14 protein-coding genes are annotated in these 17,848 nt (G+C 60.4%); 7 read left to right on the forward strand and 7 right to left on the reverse strand.

What is annotated here, in order from left to right; genetic code table 11:
- Positions 1–97 precede the first annotated feature (97 nt).
- Both RGR602_RS04070 and RGR602_RS04075 read right to left on the reverse strand, forming a co-directional pair.
- Positions 98–742 carry a response regulator transcription factor gene (locus RGR602_RS04070; protein ID WP_203226196.1) on the reverse strand — a complete coding sequence of 215 codons (645 nt, stop codon included), beginning with the start codon at positions 740–742 and terminating at the stop codon, positions 98–100.
- Positions 739–2,622: a sensor histidine kinase gene (locus RGR602_RS04075; RefSeq protein ID WP_082046489.1), complete on the reverse strand. Its 1,884-nt coding sequence runs from the start codon at positions 2,620–2,622 to the stop codon at positions 739–741. Before RGR602_RS04075 ends, RGR602_RS04070 begins: the two co-directional genes overlap by 4 nt.
- Before the next feature lie 347 nt (positions 2,623–2,969).
- On the opposite strand from RGR602_RS04075, the gene RGR602_RS04080 reads away from it, so the two are divergent.
- The 7 genes from RGR602_RS04080 (at position 2,970) to RGR602_RS04110 (ending at position 12,664) form a co-directional block, all read left to right on the forward strand.
- A complete protein-coding gene (locus tag RGR602_RS04080; protein WP_039844051.1) occupies positions 2,970–4,637 on the forward strand; it encodes an arylsulfatase in 1,668 nt (555 codons plus the stop codon).
- Between the two features lie 162 nt (positions 4,638–4,799).
- Complete coding sequence (locus tag RGR602_RS04085; RefSeq protein ID WP_039844052.1) at positions 4,800–6,422, forward strand: arylsulfatase; 1,623 nt, start codon at positions 4,800–4,802, stop codon at positions 6,420–6,422.
- Positions 6,423–6,550: 128 nt separating this feature from the next.
- The gene (locus tag RGR602_RS04090; protein ID WP_039844053.1) at positions 6,551–7,564 is read left to right on the forward strand and encodes an HAD family hydrolase; all 1,014 of its coding nucleotides are present in this window, start codon (positions 6,551–6,553) and stop codon (positions 7,562–7,564) included.
- A 100-nt stretch (positions 7,565–7,664) separates the two neighbouring features.
- The gene (locus RGR602_RS04095) at positions 7,665–7,952 is read left to right on the forward strand and encodes a hypothetical protein (RefSeq protein ID WP_039844054.1); all 288 of its coding nucleotides are present in this window, start codon (positions 7,665–7,667) and stop codon (positions 7,950–7,952) included.
- 150 nt (positions 7,953–8,102) lie between these two features.
- Positions 8,103–10,337, forward strand: a complete 2,235-nt coding sequence (locus RGR602_RS04100) for a tetratricopeptide repeat protein (RefSeq protein WP_223843998.1) — start codon at positions 8,103–8,105, stop codon at positions 10,335–10,337.
- 161 nt (positions 10,338–10,498) lie between these two features.
- On the forward strand, positions 10,499–11,830 hold the full coding sequence (locus RGR602_RS04105; RefSeq protein WP_039844055.1) for an alpha/beta hydrolase: 1,332 nt from the start codon (positions 10,499–10,501) through the stop codon (positions 11,828–11,830).
- A gap of 42 nt (positions 11,831–11,872) precedes the next feature.
- Positions 11,873–12,664, forward strand: a complete 792-nt coding sequence (locus RGR602_RS04110; RefSeq protein ID WP_039844056.1) for a hypothetical protein — start codon at positions 11,873–11,875, stop codon at positions 12,662–12,664.
- A 143-nt stretch (positions 12,665–12,807) separates the two neighbouring features.
- Here the strand turns inward: RGR602_RS04110 and RGR602_RS04115 are convergent, their stop codons facing one another.
- The 5 genes from RGR602_RS04115 to RGR602_RS04135 form a co-directional block, all read right to left on the reverse strand.
- Complete coding sequence (locus RGR602_RS04115; RefSeq protein ID WP_082046491.1) at positions 12,808–13,479, reverse strand: sulfatase-like hydrolase/transferase; 672 nt, start codon at positions 13,477–13,479, stop codon at positions 12,808–12,810.
- 223 nt (positions 13,480–13,702) lie between these two features.
- A complete protein-coding gene (locus RGR602_RS04120) occupies positions 13,703–14,893 on the reverse strand; it encodes a (R)-mandelonitrile lyase (protein WP_039844057.1) in 1,191 nt (396 codons plus the stop codon).
- A gap of 77 nt (positions 14,894–14,970) precedes the next feature.
- On the reverse strand, positions 14,971–16,050 hold the full coding sequence (locus tag RGR602_RS04125; RefSeq protein ID WP_039844058.1) for an alpha/beta hydrolase: 1,080 nt from the start codon (positions 16,048–16,050) through the stop codon (positions 14,971–14,973).
- Between the two features lie 31 nt (positions 16,051–16,081).
- Positions 16,082–16,549 (reverse strand): cyclophilin-like fold protein, encoded by a 468-nt coding sequence (locus tag RGR602_RS04130; protein ID WP_039844059.1) that lies wholly within the window; start codon positions 16,547–16,549, stop codon positions 16,082–16,084.
- Positions 16,549–17,727 carry an MFS transporter gene (locus RGR602_RS04135; protein WP_039844060.1) on the reverse strand — a complete coding sequence of 393 codons (1,179 nt, stop codon included), beginning with the start codon at positions 17,725–17,727 and terminating at the stop codon, positions 16,549–16,551. Before RGR602_RS04135 ends, RGR602_RS04130 begins: the two co-directional genes overlap by 1 nt.
- Positions 17,728–17,848 lie beyond the last annotated feature (121 nt).

Genomic DNA, 17,848 nt, shown 5'->3' on the forward strand with positions numbered 1-17,848 from the left:
GCCTCTCTTTCGCTCGTGTGGAAGATGTTCGGCTCGTGCATATGACTGTAGGCCTTCCACGGTACGTCGGATATTGTCCTAAGGGGAAACGGCACGCTCATGAACGCTGCAGCGGTCTCGCGTCGGGATCGAGGAGGCCGCTTTTCTCGGCGATGGAGACCGCTTCGGCCAACGAACGCACCCCAAGCTTTTCCATGATACTGTGGCGATGGGCCTTCACGGTCCTCTCGGAGGTGCCAAGGGCATAGGCGATTTGCTTGTTGAGGTGGCCGCGCACGATCAGGCCGAAGACCTCGGCTTCGCGAGGTGTCAAGCCGGCCACTAGTACCTGCAGCGCGCGAATGCGGTCGTGCTCCACACGCCGCTTTTCGTATTTGACCAGCGCTCGTTGGATGGCCTCCAACAAAATATTGCCGGACGCCGGCTTCTCTAGAAAATCTTCCGCGCCGGCCTTCATTGCACTGACACTGGCCCTTATGTCGCCTTGGCCTGTGAGATACACGATCGGCAGCAGGGGCGCTTTCTCCAAAAGGCGGTCCTGCAGTTCCCGACCGCTCAACCCAGGCAGTTGGAGGTCAAGGAGGAGGCAGCCAGGCTCGGTGGCGGGCAACTGCGCGAGAAACTGATCGCCTGATTCATAGAGAGCCACGCGGAAACCTGACGCCGACAGCAGCCGCCCGACTGCTGTCCGGAAAGATTGGTCGTCATCGACGATGTGAACGACGGGTTCCAATGGATTTATCCGCTTCGGGCAAGAGGCAGCACAACACGAAAAACAGCTCCGCCCTCGGGGCGGTTGTCGGCCCAGATCTTGCCGCCATAGGTTTCGACTATCGCGCGCGCGATGGAAAGGCCAAGGCCCGTCCCGGTGGGCTTTGTAGTATAGAACGGCTCGAAAACGCAGGCGAGCTGTTCGTCAGGGATACCGCGGCCCGTATCGGAAATCGACAACTCGACCTGGGTTTCCTTCGTGAGCGTTGTCTCAAGCACGAGCCTTCTTTCAGTCGTTACCATCTCCAGCATCGCGTCTATGGCGTTGGTCGCGAGGTTGAGAATAACCTGCTGGACATGGACCTTGTCGGCTCGGACCGGCAGCGCCTGTGGGGGCCGGTTGGAACTGACAACAACACCCTTCCGCTCCGCTTCGCCGTGGAGGATTTGGATGGCACTGGTCGTCACTTCATTGAGGTCGAACTCTTGCCAGTCGATCTCGCTTCTCTTCTTAAGCAGGCCTCTCATCCGCAAAATGATATCACCAGCGCGTTGATCGTCGTCCTGAATGTCTATCAGGATCTGCTCGATCAGCTTGAGATCGGGCCTCTCGGATCGAAGAATGACCGCAGCCGCTTCCGCGTTACTGCGGATAGCACCCAGCGGCTGGTTGAGTTCGTGCGCGATCGACGCCGACAGCGCGCCGGCTGTCGCGGACTGATTGAGGTGAACCACTTCGAGGAGACGGCGGCGCGATTCGATCTCCGCCTTCCGGCGGCGGAGGCGTTCGATAAGCAGACCGCTGATGACGATCCCCTGTGCCGTGATGACGGCTAATGCCGCAACCACGGCGAACCAGTGTTGCTCCCAGAACGTCGGTTCCCTGAACATCTGGACTGTGCCCGGAGGAAGGTTCTTCTCCGGCAGCCCCCAGTGCTGTAGTTGCCTCGCGTCTGCGATATAGGTCTGGGGAGACTCGAGGTTGGAGATCGGCTTGCCGGCGAGAGCATCGAGTGCCAGGTCCGCCACGGTCATGCCCAACGACTCGAACGTGACAACGTTGCCACCGACAACGCCGTAGTCGATGTAGGTGGGATATGGACCGTAGATCGGAGCGCTGGCAGTCTGCGATATTTGTCTGATCGCTTCACGCGGAATGAAATTGCGGCCGGCGCTATCTTTGAAAATCGTCAGCGCAAGGACGATGCTGTTACGGGGAAACTCCGCGGCCCGCTTGGTGAACTCGTCGATCGTCATGTCCTCCAGATAGGTCGTTTCGTAGTCCCTGGAGAATGCCGCAAGATCGGCCCGCGCCGTGGCGAGCCACCACCGATCGAATTCTGAGGATCCTCCGATAATGAAGAGATAACGCGCCTCGGGCTGGAGTCCGCGCGCCATCTCCGCTGTCTTTAAGATGTCAAACTCGGTGAAGGCACCGATCACATCGCTGGGCAAGTCTATTTTTTCGGCGGTGGAGCTACTGAAACCGGCGTGGATTATCTTTGCATTCCCTGCAAGCTGCTTGCGGTTCGCAATGATGAACCTTGCCGACTGCTCGCCGAGCGCAACGACCACATCAGGACGACGATCAGCATATTTGGCCGAAAGATACTGCGCCATACGATCAATGTGGGCGCTTTCCGGAAATCTCGAAAGGTCGAGAAATTCGGAGAAAAGATCGATCTTTCCCTGGGTGGCATCCAGCAGCCGCGTCCTCACGGCCTCTCCGGCGGCGGTTGTTGCCGCTATTCGTTCATCGTATGGGTAGAGAATGAGAACACGGGGAAGCCGGCCCACGATCTCCGTGGACGCGGATGGTATCCAAGCGATCACTACGACAAGAAAACAAAAGAGGGCCGCACACCGACCGAGCCGGTCCGATCGAAACGCCCACTTGCGCCCCAAGCCCATAGCCTTCCCCCGAAAAGCTAATCGACGAATGGCAGTTAAGCCAAGTCGCATCGGCCTTGCAACCGTTTAAATATATTTCATGAAGCTTATAAAAAGCCATGGTTGCCCGAAGGTACAATATCGGCGCGGATTGCCATCCGGTATGGTGCGAGCCATGGGTGTCCTTGGCCATCTGCAAGGGATGCTCAGGCTGGATGCCATTTCGACTGAAGGGCGTCCGCAGTTTGATATTGCTCCATTTTGTTTCGATTGAATTCAGAGTGAATACGCGACCGGCGGCGCTCGGTTGCCGTGGTGCGTTTGGATGTACCATCGCTTGGCCGGAAATCACACGGGAGGAACTCAAGATGAATCGCAGAATAATCTGCGGAATTGGAGCAGTGGCTGCTTCAACCGTTCTTTGGTCTACCGCATCGCCTCTGCAAGCCCAGGACGCGCCAGCAAAGCCCAACATCCTATTCATCGTGTCCGACGACACTGGCTACGGCGATCTCGGGCCTTATGGCGGCGGCGAGGGCCGCGGCATGCCGACGCCGAACATCGACAAGCTGGCAGACGAAGGGATGACCTTCTTTTCCTTCTACGCTCAGCCAAGCTGCACTCCCGGCCGCGCCGCGATGCAGACCGGCCGTATTCCAAACCGCAGCGGCATGACGACGGTCGCCTTCCAGGGCCAGGGCGGCGGACTGCCCGCAGCCGAATGGACGTTGGCGTCGGTGTTGAAGCGAGGCGGCTACCAGACCTATTTCACGGGCAAGTGGCACCTTGGCGAGGCGGACTACGCGCTACCGATCGCGCAGGGCTATGACGAAATGAAACATGTCGGCCTTTATCATCTGAACGCCTACACCTATGCCGATCCTACCTGGTTCCCGGACATGGATCCGGCGCTCAGGGAGATGTTCCAGAAGGTGACCAAAGGCTCGCTGTCCGGCAAGGCCGGCGGCGAGGTCAAGGAAGACTTCAAGATCAACGGCCAGTACGTCGACACGCCGGTGATCGACGGCAAGGAAGGTGTCGTCGGCATCCCATACTTCGATGGCTATGTTGAGAAGGCGGCGATCGAATTCCTGGATGCGGCCGCCAAGAAGCCGGATCAACCGTTCTTCATCAACGTCAACTTCATGAAGGTGCACCAGCCGAATCTTCCAGCCCCCGAGTTCCAGCACAAGTCCCTGTCGAAGTCGAAGTATGCAGACTCGATCGTAGAACTCGACACGCACATCGGCAGGATCTTGGACAAGCTGCGTGAAACCGGCATGGACAAGAACACGCTGGTTTTCTACACGACGGACAATGGAGCCTGGCAGGATGTCTATCCGGACGCCGGATACACGCCGTTTCGCGGCACCAAAGGCACCTTGCGCGAGGGCGGCAACCGCGTTCCCGCGATCGCCGTATGGCCCGGTAAGATCAAACCTCGCGGCAAGAACCACGACATCGTCGGTGGTCTCGATCTCATGGCGACATTCGCCTCCGTCGGCGGAGTGCCGCTTCCCGACAAGGACCGTGAAGACAAGCCCATCATCTTCGACAGCTTTGACATGTCGCCAATCCTGCGCGGCACCGGAAAGTCGGACCGCAAGTCATGGTTCTACTTTACCGAGAACGAGCTCTCGCCGGGCGCGATCCGCGTCAACAACTACAAGTTTGCGTTCAATATCCGCGGCGATGACGGAGCGTCAACGGGCGGGCTGGCCGTCGATTCCAACCTCGGCTGGAAGGGTGCGGAGAAATATGTAGCCACGGTGCCCCAGGTGTTCGATCTGTGGCAGGACCCGCAGGAACGCTACGACATTTTCATGAACAACTTTACGGAGCGAACCTGGATGGGCGTGGTCATGGGCGAGGAATTGAAGAAGATCATGGCCACTTACGTGGAGTATCCGCCTCGGAAGCCCCAAAGTCTGACTTACAACGGTCCCATCACACTATCGGATTACGAACGCTTCCAGTGGATACGGGACTCACTAGCAAAGGAGGGCGTAAGTATTCCGATGCCGACCGGCAACTAACGCTGGCGCGGCGGCTTGGGATTACGCCTGGGCCGCAGCGTTGCGGGCGGATTACTTAACCGCGCATCAGAGCGAATAGGCGACCGGCGGCGCTTGATGAATTGCCGTCGTTCGTTTGGATGAATCATCGTTCGGCCGGAAATCGCACGGGAGGAACTTAAGATGAACCGCAGGATAATCGACGGCATTGGAGCATTGGCTGTTTTGGTCGTTCTTTGGGGCCAACCTGTCTCCCCGCGGGCGCAGGATGCGCAAAAACCAAACATCGTCGTCATTATGGCAGACGACGTCGGCATCTGGAACATCGGCGCCTATCACCGCGGCATGATGGCGGGGCGCACGCCGAACCTCGACAAGATCGCCGCCGAGGGAATGCTCTTCACCGACTACTACGCCGAGGCGAGCTGCACGGCTGGTCGCGCGGCCTTTGTTATGGGCCAACTTCCAATTCGCACTGGCCTGACCACCGTAGGACAAGCCGGCGCCACTGTCGGCATGCCTGCAGAAGCGATGACCATCGCGACGGCGCTCAAGGACTTGGGCTATGCCACGGGTCAGTTCGGCAAGAACCATCTCGGCGACCGCAACGAGTACTTGCCCACGGTCCACGGCTTCGACGAGTTCTTCGGCTATCTCTATCACCTCGACGCCATGGAGGACCCGTCGCACCCCGGTTATCCGCAGGAGCTGCTGGACAAGGTCGGCCCCCGCAACATGGTTCACAGCTTTGCGACCGAAACCGACGATGCAGCGGTAGACCCGCGCTGGGGCAAGGTCGGCAAGCAGAGGATCGAAGACGCCGGCACTCTTTATCCGGATCGGATGGAGACCGTGGATGAAGAAATCCGCGACGTCGCCTTCAAGTGGCTGGACAAGGTGAAGGCGGACAACAAGCCGTTCTTCCTGTGGCTCAATCCCACACGCATGCATATCGTAACCCATCTGTCACCCAAATATGAGGCTTTGCGCAATTCGAAGAACGGATGGTCGCTTCAGGAAGCGGGCATGGCCCAACTCGATGACATCGTCGGCGCGACCATGCAGAAGTTGAAGGACATGGGCGTGGACGACAACACGATCGTCGTGTTCACGACCGACAACGGCACTGAGACCTTCACCTGGCCGGACGGCGGCAACACGCCGTTCAAGGGGCAAAAAGGCACCGTCTATGAAGGCGGCTTCCGCGCCCCCGCGATGATACGCTGGCCCGGCAAAGTGCCTGCCGGCAAGATCGAAAATGGCATCATCTCCGGTCTCGACTGGTTCCCCACTTTCGTTGCCGCTGCCGGCAACCCAACCATCAAGGAGGAACTGCTGAAGGGCAAAACCGTCGGCGACAAAACCTACAAGAACCATCTCGACAGCTATAATCAGTTGGACCTGGTTACCGGCAAGGGACCCTCAGCCCGCCAGGAGGTGTTCTATTTCGGCGAAAGCACTCTCGGAGCGGTGCGGGTAGGCGACTACAAGTATCGCTTCATTGACCAGCCCCACGGTTGGATCGGGGTCAAGAACCAGCTCAACGCGCCCACCCTCACAAATCTGCGCCTGGACCCGTTCGAGCGCTTTGGCGATCCTGAAAACGGGACTTTGGATGGCGCGCAGGGAAATTTCATGGGCTGGTTCGTCTACGAGTTCTGGCGCTTCGTGTTCGTCCAACAGCAGGTAGCTGCTCTTGCCCAAACGGCAATCGAGTATCCACCACTGCAGAAGGGCGCAAGCTTCAACCTCGACGCTGTGAAGGCGCAAATCGAGGCAGCGGTTAAACAACGCGCAAGTCAGTAGCACGGCGTCAATCGGGCGGCTGATCGCTCTTTGCGGTCGGCCGCCAACGAATATGTCGCCGTCGATCGGCAATCAGCAGCAGACATATAGCAGCCGTTCGACAACGTCATGAACATATGGAGTGTCACATGCTTGCGAAGTATGATCTACCCGAACTGATCCGTCGCGTCATATTGGCTGCCGCCGCGGCTCTGCTCGTCGCTCCCCTCGCTCTCGCCCAGACCGACCCTCTTCCCTCCTGGAACGACACCGCCCCGAAAGCGGCGATCGTCGCCTTCGTCGAGAAGGTGACAAAGGAGGGTTCGCCCGAGTTTATCCCGGAACATGAGCGCATTGCCGTGTTCGACAACGACGGCACGCTTTGGACCGAGCATCCTATGTACACCCAGCTCGCCTTCGCGCTCGACCGCGTCAAGGCGCTTGCTCCGGACCATCCGGAATGGAAGGACACGCAGCCGTTCAAGGCCGTGCTCGAAGGCGACATGAAGACCTTGGCCGCATCCGGCGAAAAGGGCCTTCTGGAACTCATAATGACGACCCACGCGGGAATGACCAGCGACGACTTCCAGAAGGTCGTCACCGATTGGCTTGCCACAGCGCGCGACCCGAAATTCAAGCGCCCTTACACGGAGCTGGTCTACCAGCCGATGATCGAGCTGCTCGCTTATCTGCGCGCCAACGACTTCAAGACCTTCATCGTTTCAGGTGGCGGTATCGAATTCGTGCGGCCATGGGCGGAGAAAGTTTACGGCATCCCGCCTGAGCAGGTTGTCGGGTCGTCGATCAAGACAGAGTTCAGGATGCGCGATGATACGCCGACCTTATATCGCCTGCCGCAAGTCAACTTCATCGACGACAAGGCGGGGAAGCCTGTTGGGATCAACGAGCACATCGGCCGTCGGCCGATTGCTGCCTTCGGCAATTCCGACGGTGACCTTGAAATGCTGCAATGGACGACGATGGGCGGTGCGCCCGCGCGTTTCGGCATGCTCGTTCATCACACAGATGCGGAACGCGAATATGCCTACGACCGTGAGAGCGAATTCGGCCGCCTTGACAAGGCGCTTGATGCGGCAGCGATCACTGGTTGGACCGTGGTCGATATGAAGGCCGACTGGAAGCAGATTTTCCGGGAGAAGTAGGGCGTTTTGTGCCAGCGACGGCTTTGGCGGAGTAATCCATCTGCAACAAGAATGGACAGGTGGCCCTGCCGCTTGTCCCGAAGCTCGAGGGAGAACAACAATGAACATCCATCGTCTCGCCCGCGTGCCAGCCTTTGTCGGATGCTTGGCACTGGCATCAACTGGTGTAGTCGCCCAGGATTCCACCAAGAAACAACATGTGCCGCTGGCAAAGAACATTGGCCAAGTCCCCGCCACCGCCCCGGTGCCGTCGCTTGCGGTCATCAACTCGGATGGCGCCAGGATTGATGGCGAAAAGCTGGTACCCACCGTGCTACTAAGCTTTTGGGTTGGTCTAATCGGCACGAATGCAAGCGTTCCCAACAGATGGTCGAAAAGCTCCGGCTGATTGGAGGCTGCCCAGTTGCATTTTTGCCCGATGCTTGGTCAAGCTGCCGGGTACAGCGAGACCTTTGTTCCAGAACGACGCGGGAGCGATCGATTGACGGGGTTTTTCCACTCAGCGGCAATTGTTCGGGCAGCCTTATTATTTGGCGCCCTGCTTGTGTTTGCCGCACCGATTGTTGCCGCCGAGACGGCTCCGTCGTCGACTGCCGATCCTCGAATCTCCATCCACACCGGATTCGTGGACGAGAAGACGTGTACATCCTGTCATGGCGACCAGTCAGCCGCCTTCGCCAAATCCAACCATTCAAAAGCGATGGCACTCGCCGATGAGAGGACGGTGCGGGGCAATTTCGACAATGTCCGGTACGATCACGACGGCATCGTCACGATCTTTTCCCGCCGCGACGGCCGCTTTTTCGTCAGGACCCAGGGGCCGGACGGCAAGCAGGGGGAATTCGAGGTCAAATACACCTTCGCCTATGAGCCTTTGCAGCAGTATCTGGTCGATCTGGGCGGCGGCAGGCTGCAGGCTCTCGACATTGCCTGGGATACCGACAAGCGGGAATGGTTCTGGCTTGGCGAAGGCAAGCCAGCAAAGCCGGGCTCGACATATCATTGGACAGGTCCGTTCTACCGGTGGAACCGCACCTGCATCGACTGTCATTCCACCGATCCCCGGAGCAATTTTCAGCCGGAGACGAGCGACTATCGATCAACCTATGTCGCGACCAGCATCGGCTGCCAGTCCTGTCACGGCGCTGGTGCCAAGCATGTCGAATGGGCCGAGGCGAGGTCGAAAGGTGCTTCAATACCCGTCGGTCCGGGTCTGGGGTTACCGCAGGTCGACGCGAACACCTGCGTCGGTTGCCACTCCAGGCGGATCAAGCTTAGCGACGGCTATGCTGCTGGGAAGCCTTTTCTTGATCATTTTTCGCCGGCGTTGCTCCGCCCGGACCTCTACTTTCCGGACGGGCAGATTCTCGACGAGGTTTTCGAGTATGGCTCCTTCCAGCAGAGCAAGATGGCAAGAGCGGGCGTCACCTGCCTTGATTGCCACAGGCAGCACGAGGCAACGTTGAAGGCGGATGGCAATGCCTTGTGCACTCAATGCCACACGAAAACCGCGTCCGAGCGGTTTGCCAGGAATGACCCGAGCGGCATGTTCGATACCCCGGCCCACACTCACCACCCGGCCGGTTCGAGCGGCGCGCAGTGCGCCAACTGTCACATGCCGGAGCGTCCCTATATGAAGGTCGATCCGCGGCGCGACCACTCCTTCGTGATCCCGCGCCCCGATCTCTCCGTCGCTTACGGAACGCCGAATGCCTGTACGACGTGTCATGAGCACAAAACCAATGCCTGGGCGGCGGAGAACATGGACAAGTGGTACGGGACCGCCTGGCGTGCGCGCCCAACGAACGCGCACGCCTTCGCCGCAGCCGCAAGAGGCGATCCGGCTTCGATCGGGGCTCTGCGCAAGCTTGTGGTGGACAAAGAACAGGCTGGCATCGTCAGAGGCAGCGCGATCGCGCAGATGAGCCGCATTGGCGGAGCCGACGTCGTCGCTGACGTAAAAGCGGCCGCGGGGGACTTCGATCCTTTGGTCAGGCTAGGCGCCGCAGAAGCGGCCGGCAGCTTGCCGCCCGAGCTCAGATTGGAGGCTATCGGCAATCTGCTCGGCGATGCAACCCGCGCGGTGCGCGTGGCTGCAGCGACGGCACTCGGCAGCACGCCGTCGTTGGACCTCCTTGGCAATCAACGGAAGAGCTTCGACGCCGCCGTCGAAGACCTGCGTGCCTATGTCGAGGCCAACGCCGACGTCGCCGAGGCACAGAACAACTACGGAACCTTCCTGTTCGGCCAGCGGCTCGCCGGAGACGCGGAAAAAGCGTTCCGACAGGCGATCGTGCTCGACCCGGCGCTTGCGGGTCCACATATCAACCTTGCCGAACTCTACCGCGCTACGGGCCAAAACGACAAATCGGAACGCGCCTACGCCGAAGCCATCGCGATCTCTCCCGATCACGCGGGTCTGCGCTACGGACATGCGCTGTCGCTCGTTCGCGAGAAAGCAATGCCAGAGGCGATGCGGGAACTCGATGAAGCCATACGGCTGGATCCGGGAAATACCCGCTACAAGACGACGCTTGCCATCGCACTCGACTCGCTCGGCCGGACGCAGGAGGCACTCGACCTGCTCGGTCGCGCAGTTGCGGGCGGAGAGCTCGACGCCGAGCTGCTCGGATCTGCGGTCAGGTACGGACTGAAGCTCAGACGCTTTCCGGAGACACTGGAATATGCCGAGGCGCTGGCCCGCCTGCGGCCGGACGATCCACAGGTTGCGGAGCTGGTCAGACAATTGCGGGAAGTAACCGGTGCAAAATGATGGCAATACATACGATCAACCAGTCGCCTCCGCACGACCAAGTATTGCTGTGCTTCGGCCCCAATACTTGCTATCTGTAGAGAGCTGATTTGTCTTTGCGAGTGCGCAGACAGCTTGGGGACGCTTGCTGCGCTGAACATGACTTAGGCTCGGGGGGAAGCGTGAGCAGTCTTCGCAGTGGTGGCATCCGCGTCACCTCATCATCGTCGCTTCGTCGCCTTCTGCGGCTGTCGTTTTGCATCGCGCTCATCGTCCCTGCCGGATGTGGCGGGCATCCGAAGGGCGTGTTGGCGCCCGTTGCCGATGCGTCGCCCGGTTCGAGCAGGGTCAGCATGCTGATCACCACCACGCGTGGGCGCTCGGAGCGTGCCGGAGAGATGTTCACGGGCGAGCGGGCACGCACCCCAGCCTTTGCGGACATCACGGTGTCGATCCCGCCTGTCCGCAAGGTCGGCGATGTCGCCTGGCCAAAGAGGCTTCCCCCCAATCCGGCGACCGATTTCGCGACTCTCAAGGCCGAAGAGATCAGCCAAGAGGAGGCAAAGACCTGGCTCAACGCCGCGGTGAAGAAGAGTCCCGACCGCAGCGCGTTCGTCTTCATCCATGGGTTCAATAATCGCTTCGAGGATTCCGTCTACCGCTTTGCGCAGATTGTCCACGATTCAGGTGTCCGCAGCGCTCCCATTCTTGTGACCTGGCCATCGCGAGGTAGCCTGCTCGCCTATGGATATGACCGCGAAAGCACCAATTACACGCGAAACGCCCTTGAGAAATTGTTTCAGTATCTGGCTGCCGATCCTGAAGTGAAGGAGGTCTCTATCCTCGCGCACTCGATGGGCAACTGGCTGGCCCTCGAAGGGCTACGCCAAATGGCGATCCGCAATGGTGGTCTGCCACCGAAGTTCAAGAATGTGATGCTTGCTGCTCCGGACGTCGACGTGGACGTGTTTCGCTCGCAGATCGAGGACATGGGCAAGCGGCAGCCGCGCTTCACATTGTTCGTATCCCGCGATGACCGCGCGCTGGCCTTTTCGCGCAGGGTCTGGGGCGACATCCCCCGGCTGGGCTCGATCGATCCGGAGGAAGCGCCCTACAAGGACGAGATGGAAACCAATGAGGTCACCGTCATCGACCTCACCAAGGTGAAGGCGGGCGACGGTCTCCACCACAGCAAGTTCGCGGAATCCCCGCAGGTGGTCCAGCTCATCGGCGCACGCATCTCCGAGGGCCAGACGCTGACCGACAGCCGGATGGGCCTTGGGGATCACCTGATCGCCGGAACGACGGGGGCGGCGGCAGCGGCCGGCAACGCCGCAGGTTTGATCCTTGCCGCTCCGGTGGCCGCGGTTGATCCGCATACCAGAGACAACTACGCCCACCAGGTAAGCGGGATGGCTGGACACATCGGCGCAGAGCAGAAGATTGCGGTGAACGACTGCACGTGGAAGCAGGCAGCGGCACGGGATCCGGCGTGCCGCGCGGTGCAGAACTGAGGAAGTAATGGCAATGGTGCCTTCCGACAGAAGGGGATTGGGATGAAGCTTTTGAAATTCGGGCTTTCCGCGGCTGTCGTCGCCATGATTTGCAGCGGCGCCCAGGCGGCCGACGTATCGCCGCTCCTTACTCAGGACCCAAAGCCTGCAGAAGCCCCGGAAGGCTGGACATTCTCGATTGCTCCATACCTGTGGATGGCCGGGATATCCGGCGAGACGGCGCAATTCGGGCTTCCCACCACGGTGGACATCGATGCCGACTTCGGCGACATCCTGGACAATCTCGATTTCGCCTTCATGGCGGCAGGCGAGGCCCGATATGACCGCTTCAGCGTCATCGGCGACGCCATCTATGTCAAGGTGTCTGCCAATGGCGAGACTCCTCTTGGAATATTTGCGACTGATGTCGATGTCACGTCGGAGAGTTTTTCGGGCTTGCTGGGCATAGGCTACGCGCTCCTCGATGGTCCGGCCGGACATCTGGACATCGTCGGGGGTGCGAAGCTCTGGTCGGTCGACACAACGCTCTCGTTCAACGGCGGCCTCCTCGGCGGCATCGAGCGAAGCGACAGCGCGACATGGGTGGATGGCATGGTCGGCTTGCGTGGGAAGTATTCCTTCACGCCGGAGATTTATCTGACGGGATGGGGACTGGTCGGCGGCGGTGGAGCCGACATCGACTGGGATGTCGCCATGGGCGTCGGCTACGATTTCAACGACAGGATTTCCGCCATCGCCGGATATCGAGCCCTCGGAGTTGATTACAGCGACGACGGCTTCGTGTTCGATGTTGTTCAGCAAGGACCGATCCTCGGGCTCGCCGTCCGCTTCTAGCGCGATTTCGCCTCTGACAGCCTGGAGCGCATCGCGACAGGCTGTCGACGCCGGCCATCGTCAGCTTTCGTTGAAAAGTTTTGTTACAGGATCGTGCAGTTTAAACACCATTCAGCGCCGGAACCGACCAGCAATATTGGCATTCAGAACTTTGTCATGTTCGCCGCCGGTGGGTTGGGTGATCGCTCGAGGGTCGCCTTGTATTCCCCCACTACCTTCAGCAGCGGTCCGAGAACCCAGTTGTACATCTCGCCGATATTGTGCTCTTCCTGCGGATCCGACTCAATGTTGAACACCTTCGGATACCCGTTCATAGGTGCGGCGCCGGATCCGATACCGCCCATCAGCGTCGCGCCGCCTGGGCCGCTCCGTCCAGGTGCTACGTCCACAAAATAGGCCCGGAATTGTTTCCAGCGAACGGCGACCAACTCGGAACCCACGAAGGTCAGCAAATGCTCTCGCCGTCCTCTATCATTCTCGCCGCGCAGCAGATCGATCTGGTTGATACCGTCGATTGGCCTGTCGTCGGGCGCCTTGCCGTCTGCCACGTGCGCGAAGGTGGGGAAGAAATCCATGATCGAAAACATCGCGTGGGAGGACCGTGGCCTGATCCGTTGCGGCCAGCGGATCACGGCGGCGGTGCGGATCGCGCCTTCGCTGACGTCACCCAACGCGCCGCGATAAGGTCCGGTCGTCCCCATGTCTGGCATGTCGGTGCCGAAGCGGCTCGCTCCGGGGCCGTCCGGTCCGTTGTCGGAAGCAAAGACCACGATGGAGTCGTCCGCAATCCCAAGCTCCTTCAACGCATCAAGCATCGCGCCGAAAATTGAATCTGGAGGACGTCGCGTTGGGCATCAGTCAACAGGAGGGTACAGCGGCAATTATTTCCGCTGGCCGGGCCGAAGTCGTCATCTGGCGATGACCGCGTGCGTGACCGTTTTGGAATTGCGGACTTCGGCCGCGTCAGAAGCCTAGACGAAACGGCGTCCGAAAAGTCGCGACGGGATGAACAGCATCCCGCGGCGCCACGCTTATCGATCAGCGTACGGTGCCCTTGCTGTAGTCTCCCTCCGAGACCTTCTCCATCCACGTCACCGAGCTTCCGTCCAATGCTTCTGCCACGGCGAAGTGCGTCATCGGCTCACCGCTCGATGCTCCGTGCCAGTGACGGACCTGCGGAGGTATCCAGACGACATCGCCCGGATTAACTTGCTGGATCGGTTCTCCTTCCTTCTGCACCCAGCCACGGCCACGTACGATGAACAGCGTCTGACCAAGCGGATGGGTATGCCATGCCGTACGCGCACCCGCCGAGAAGGACACTGTTGCGCCTCCGACGCGCGCAGGCTCGTCAGCCTGGTAAAGGCCGGAGATCCCAACCTTCCCTGTAAAAAACTGCTCGGGAGCCGAAGCCGCCCCGCTTCCCGCCGGAGTGATCTTGAGGTCTGCCTGGGGAGCGGTCACCTGGGTTCCCTTCCTGCTTTCGAACACCTGCTTGAGAACGGGTACGGCTGACATTGCTCTCGGCCAGCCCGCGTAGAAGGCGACATGGCTCAGAACTTCGGACACCTCTGCCTGGTTCAGGCCGTTGTCCATGGCGCGGTTGGCGTGGAATGGCAGTTGCTCGGGCTGACCGACGGCGATCAATGCCGACATCGTCACCAGGCTGCGGTCGCGTGCCGAGAGTTCCGGGCGCTGCCACAGATCGCCGAACAGGACACGGTTGGTCAGGTCGGCAAGCGCCGCCGAGGTCGGTGCGACCGACGTGTTGAGGGTCTGTCTGCGAGCAGCCTCGGCGGCTGCCTCAAGTTCGACGCGCGGCGCGGCGATGTTCTGAAGCGGCGCGATCTTCCGCTCATCGAAGACCTTTTTCGTTTCCTCGACAGCGGAGATCGCGTTCGGCCAGCCGGAGTAGAAGGCGAGATGCGTTACCAGCTCTCCGATCTCTTCCGGCTTCACGCCGTTATCCAGCGCGCGACCGACATGCGCGCCGATCTGCGCCGTCTTGCCCGTCGATACGATCGCCGAGACCGTGACCAGGCTGCGGTCACGAGGTGCGAGCTCCTTCCGTTCCCAGACTTCACCGAACAGGACATCGTCGGTGAAGTGGCCGAGGCCGGGCGCGACATCGTAGACGGCCGGCGGAGCAACACGGCGGCGTTCTTCCTGAGCCTCCGCTCCCGTAGCAGCGAGCGCAGAGATCGCTATGGACGCAGCGATGTTCTTCATCTTTCAGTTCCTTCTCAAAAAGGTCGGCGACGTCGAGCCCAGCTCGCCCGACGACGCCGGGTCGGTGGCTTCCTCGCCTATGCCAGATGCTGTCCGAAGAAGTCGGCGATCCGGTCGAAGGGGATCTTGTCTACCCGGTCGTACAGGTCGGTATGGCTGGCACCGGGGATGATCATCAGCTCCTTAGGCTCCGCGGCGGCGGCGAAGGCAGTTTCGGCGAAGTAGCGCGAATGGGCCTTCTCGCCGTGGATGAAGAGCACCGGGCGCGGAGAGATCTCCGCGATGTAGGTCAGGATCGGCATGTTCATGAATGACAGCGGCGTCGTCTGGGACCAGGCGTTGCCGGAGTTGACCGCGCGCGGGTGGTAGCCACGCGGTGTCATGTAGTAGTCGTGATAGTCGACCAGGAACGGTGCTTCGCCGCCCTTGAGCTCGTTGTAAGGGGACTGATACGCAGGGGTTCCTTTCTCGGCATCCGCCCAGCGCTGCCGGCTCATCTGCTCGAGCGCCTGCGTCCGCTGCTCCAGCGTCACGCTGTCGTTGTAGCCTTTCGACATCACGCGGGTCATGTCGTACATCGTGCTGGCGACGACCGCCTTGACGCGCTTGTCCACGGCGACGGCATTAAGCGCCATGCCGCCCCAGCCGCAGATGCCGATCATGCCGATGCGCTCGCGGTCAACGAAGGAGTGGAGGCCGATGAAGTCCACCGCCGCGCTGAAGTCCTCCGTGTTGATCTCCGGCGAGGCTATGTTGCGGGGCTCGCCGCCGCTTTCTCCCGTATAGGAACCATCAAAGGCCAGCGTCGCAAAGCCGCGTTCGGCCATCGTCTGCGCGTAAAGTCCGGAAGACTGTTCCTTCACGGCGCCGAAGGGGCCGCCGAGGACAAGCGCGGCAAGCGGTGTATTTCCCCGCTCCTTCGGCAGGTAGAGATCGCCTGCCAGCACGATGCCGTAGCGGTTCTTGAACGACACCTTCTGGTGATCGACCCTGTCGCTCTTCGGAAACACCTTGTCCCATGAGGTCGACTGGGCTAAAGCCTGCGTCGCGGCGACTGCCGGAACCACGCTCATCGCAGCGACGGCGATGCCCGTCGCCTTCATCAAGCTGCGCCGGCCGGCGTTGAATCCTTCGGCATTATCTATCTTCCTGGTCATGATCGGATCTCCTTCTATATGAGGCGTTTGGTTACTGGATACGTTCGATACGCAATGGGAATTGCCCTCGGACATGCAGCGCCTCGTAGCCGTCGTCGAAGCGTCCGAGGCGCACCAGCCCTGGATGCTTGTAGTCGGCGTAGAACATCGCGAGATTGCCCCAAGGCATGTAGTAGCAGAGGTCGTACGGCCGCTCGTTCGTGAATGGGCCGTGGCCTTCCACGGTCAGTTTGCGAGGAAGGTAGGCGATCTTCTCGTTGGATCCGAAGTCGTCGATCTTGAGATCCAGCGGAAGCATGGAAGCGAAGTCGCGCGCCGACGGGTTGTCGTAGAGCGTCGCGGTCATCGTATGCTTTTCGAACGTCAGCCTGATCTTCACGTTGGTTCGCTCCTGATTATTGGGATCGCTCTGGCCGAACACGGTTCTTGGGAAGACTGCGGCGGCCATGGCCGTTGCGAGAAGGCTGCGTCGGGTCAGGTTCCTGAACGGGATGCTCATCACGACCTCGTCACACGCCACACTGCAAGGGATGCCAGCGATGATCCGCACAGCAGCGCGGCGCTAAGGGCGAAGGTGGACTGCCAGCCCACGACATCGAACAGAAGACCGCCGAGCGAGGCCCCGGCCGTGATCGCTAGCTGTATGACGGCAACCTGGAGTCCGCCGCCGGCCTCCACATCTTTCGGGAGAACGCGGCTCAGCCAGGTACCCCAGCCGACTGGCGCGGCCGTTCCGAGTAAGCCCCAGCCGACCAGCGACAGGAACACGGGGAGCTTCATGTCGCCGAATGCGATCATGGCCAAGGCGATGCAGGCCATCAACAACGGGATGACCATGAGAATACTGAACAGGCGATGGGACAGGAGCCAGCCGATAACCCATGTGCCGACCGCTCCCGCGAGGCCCATCATCAGAAGCGCGAGCGAAAGCGTTTCGATCTCTAGGCTAGTCACTGTTTCCAGGAACGGCCGCAAATAGGTGAAGAGCGCGAACTGTCCCATGAAGAGGAGCAGGATCGCCCCCATGCCGAGCGCGACGGGCGGACGTCCCAGGAGCCGGAACACGTTTCCCGAGGTTCCCTCGCGGCGTGGGGGGAGGCTGGGCAGGCTGATCCACTGCCAGATGAGTGCGAGCAGCGCTACCGGGACGACGAGGAAGAAGGCGCCGCGCCACCCGATGTAGGCGCCAAGCAGGCTTCCCATCGGCGCGGAGATCGTCGCGGCGATCGCGTTGCCTGCGTTGAGCAGGGCGAGGGCCTTCGGCACTTGGTCTTGGGAGACGAGACGCATCACGATCGCCGTGGACATCGACCAGAAGCCGCCGATCGAAATGCCGAGCAGGGCGCGACCCAGCATCAGGACCGGATAGGAAGGTGCGAGGGTCACTGTGATCCCCGACAGCATCAGCAGTCCCGTCAAAGCCAGTACGACCATGCGGCGGTCTGACCGGCGGATAAGCGTTGCGATGAACAGGCTGGTTAAGACGGCGAAGATGCCCGAAATCGAAATCGCCTGTCCTGTGTTTCCTTCCGAAACGCCGAGGTCGGCCGCGATGGGCGTGAGCAGGCTGACCGGCATGAATTCAGACGCGATCAGCACGAAGACGCACAATGTCATGGAGAATACGGCCCCCCAAACCGAGCGTCTGCTGTCGATATGGTCGATGGTCAGCGTCATATGCAATCGTCCTGGATGGATCTCGTTTTCAACGTTGCACGGAAGATAGTTCTTGCGTACTTTGCGGATAAGTCGAGCCAATCCGCATGGACCTATCGGTCTCCAATATGAATAAGGTGCG

The sequence above is a fragment of the Rhizobium gallicum bv. gallicum R602sp genome, from assembly GCF_000816845.1.
GTDB lineage: Bacteria > Pseudomonadota > Alphaproteobacteria > Rhizobiales > Rhizobiaceae > Rhizobium > Rhizobium gallicum.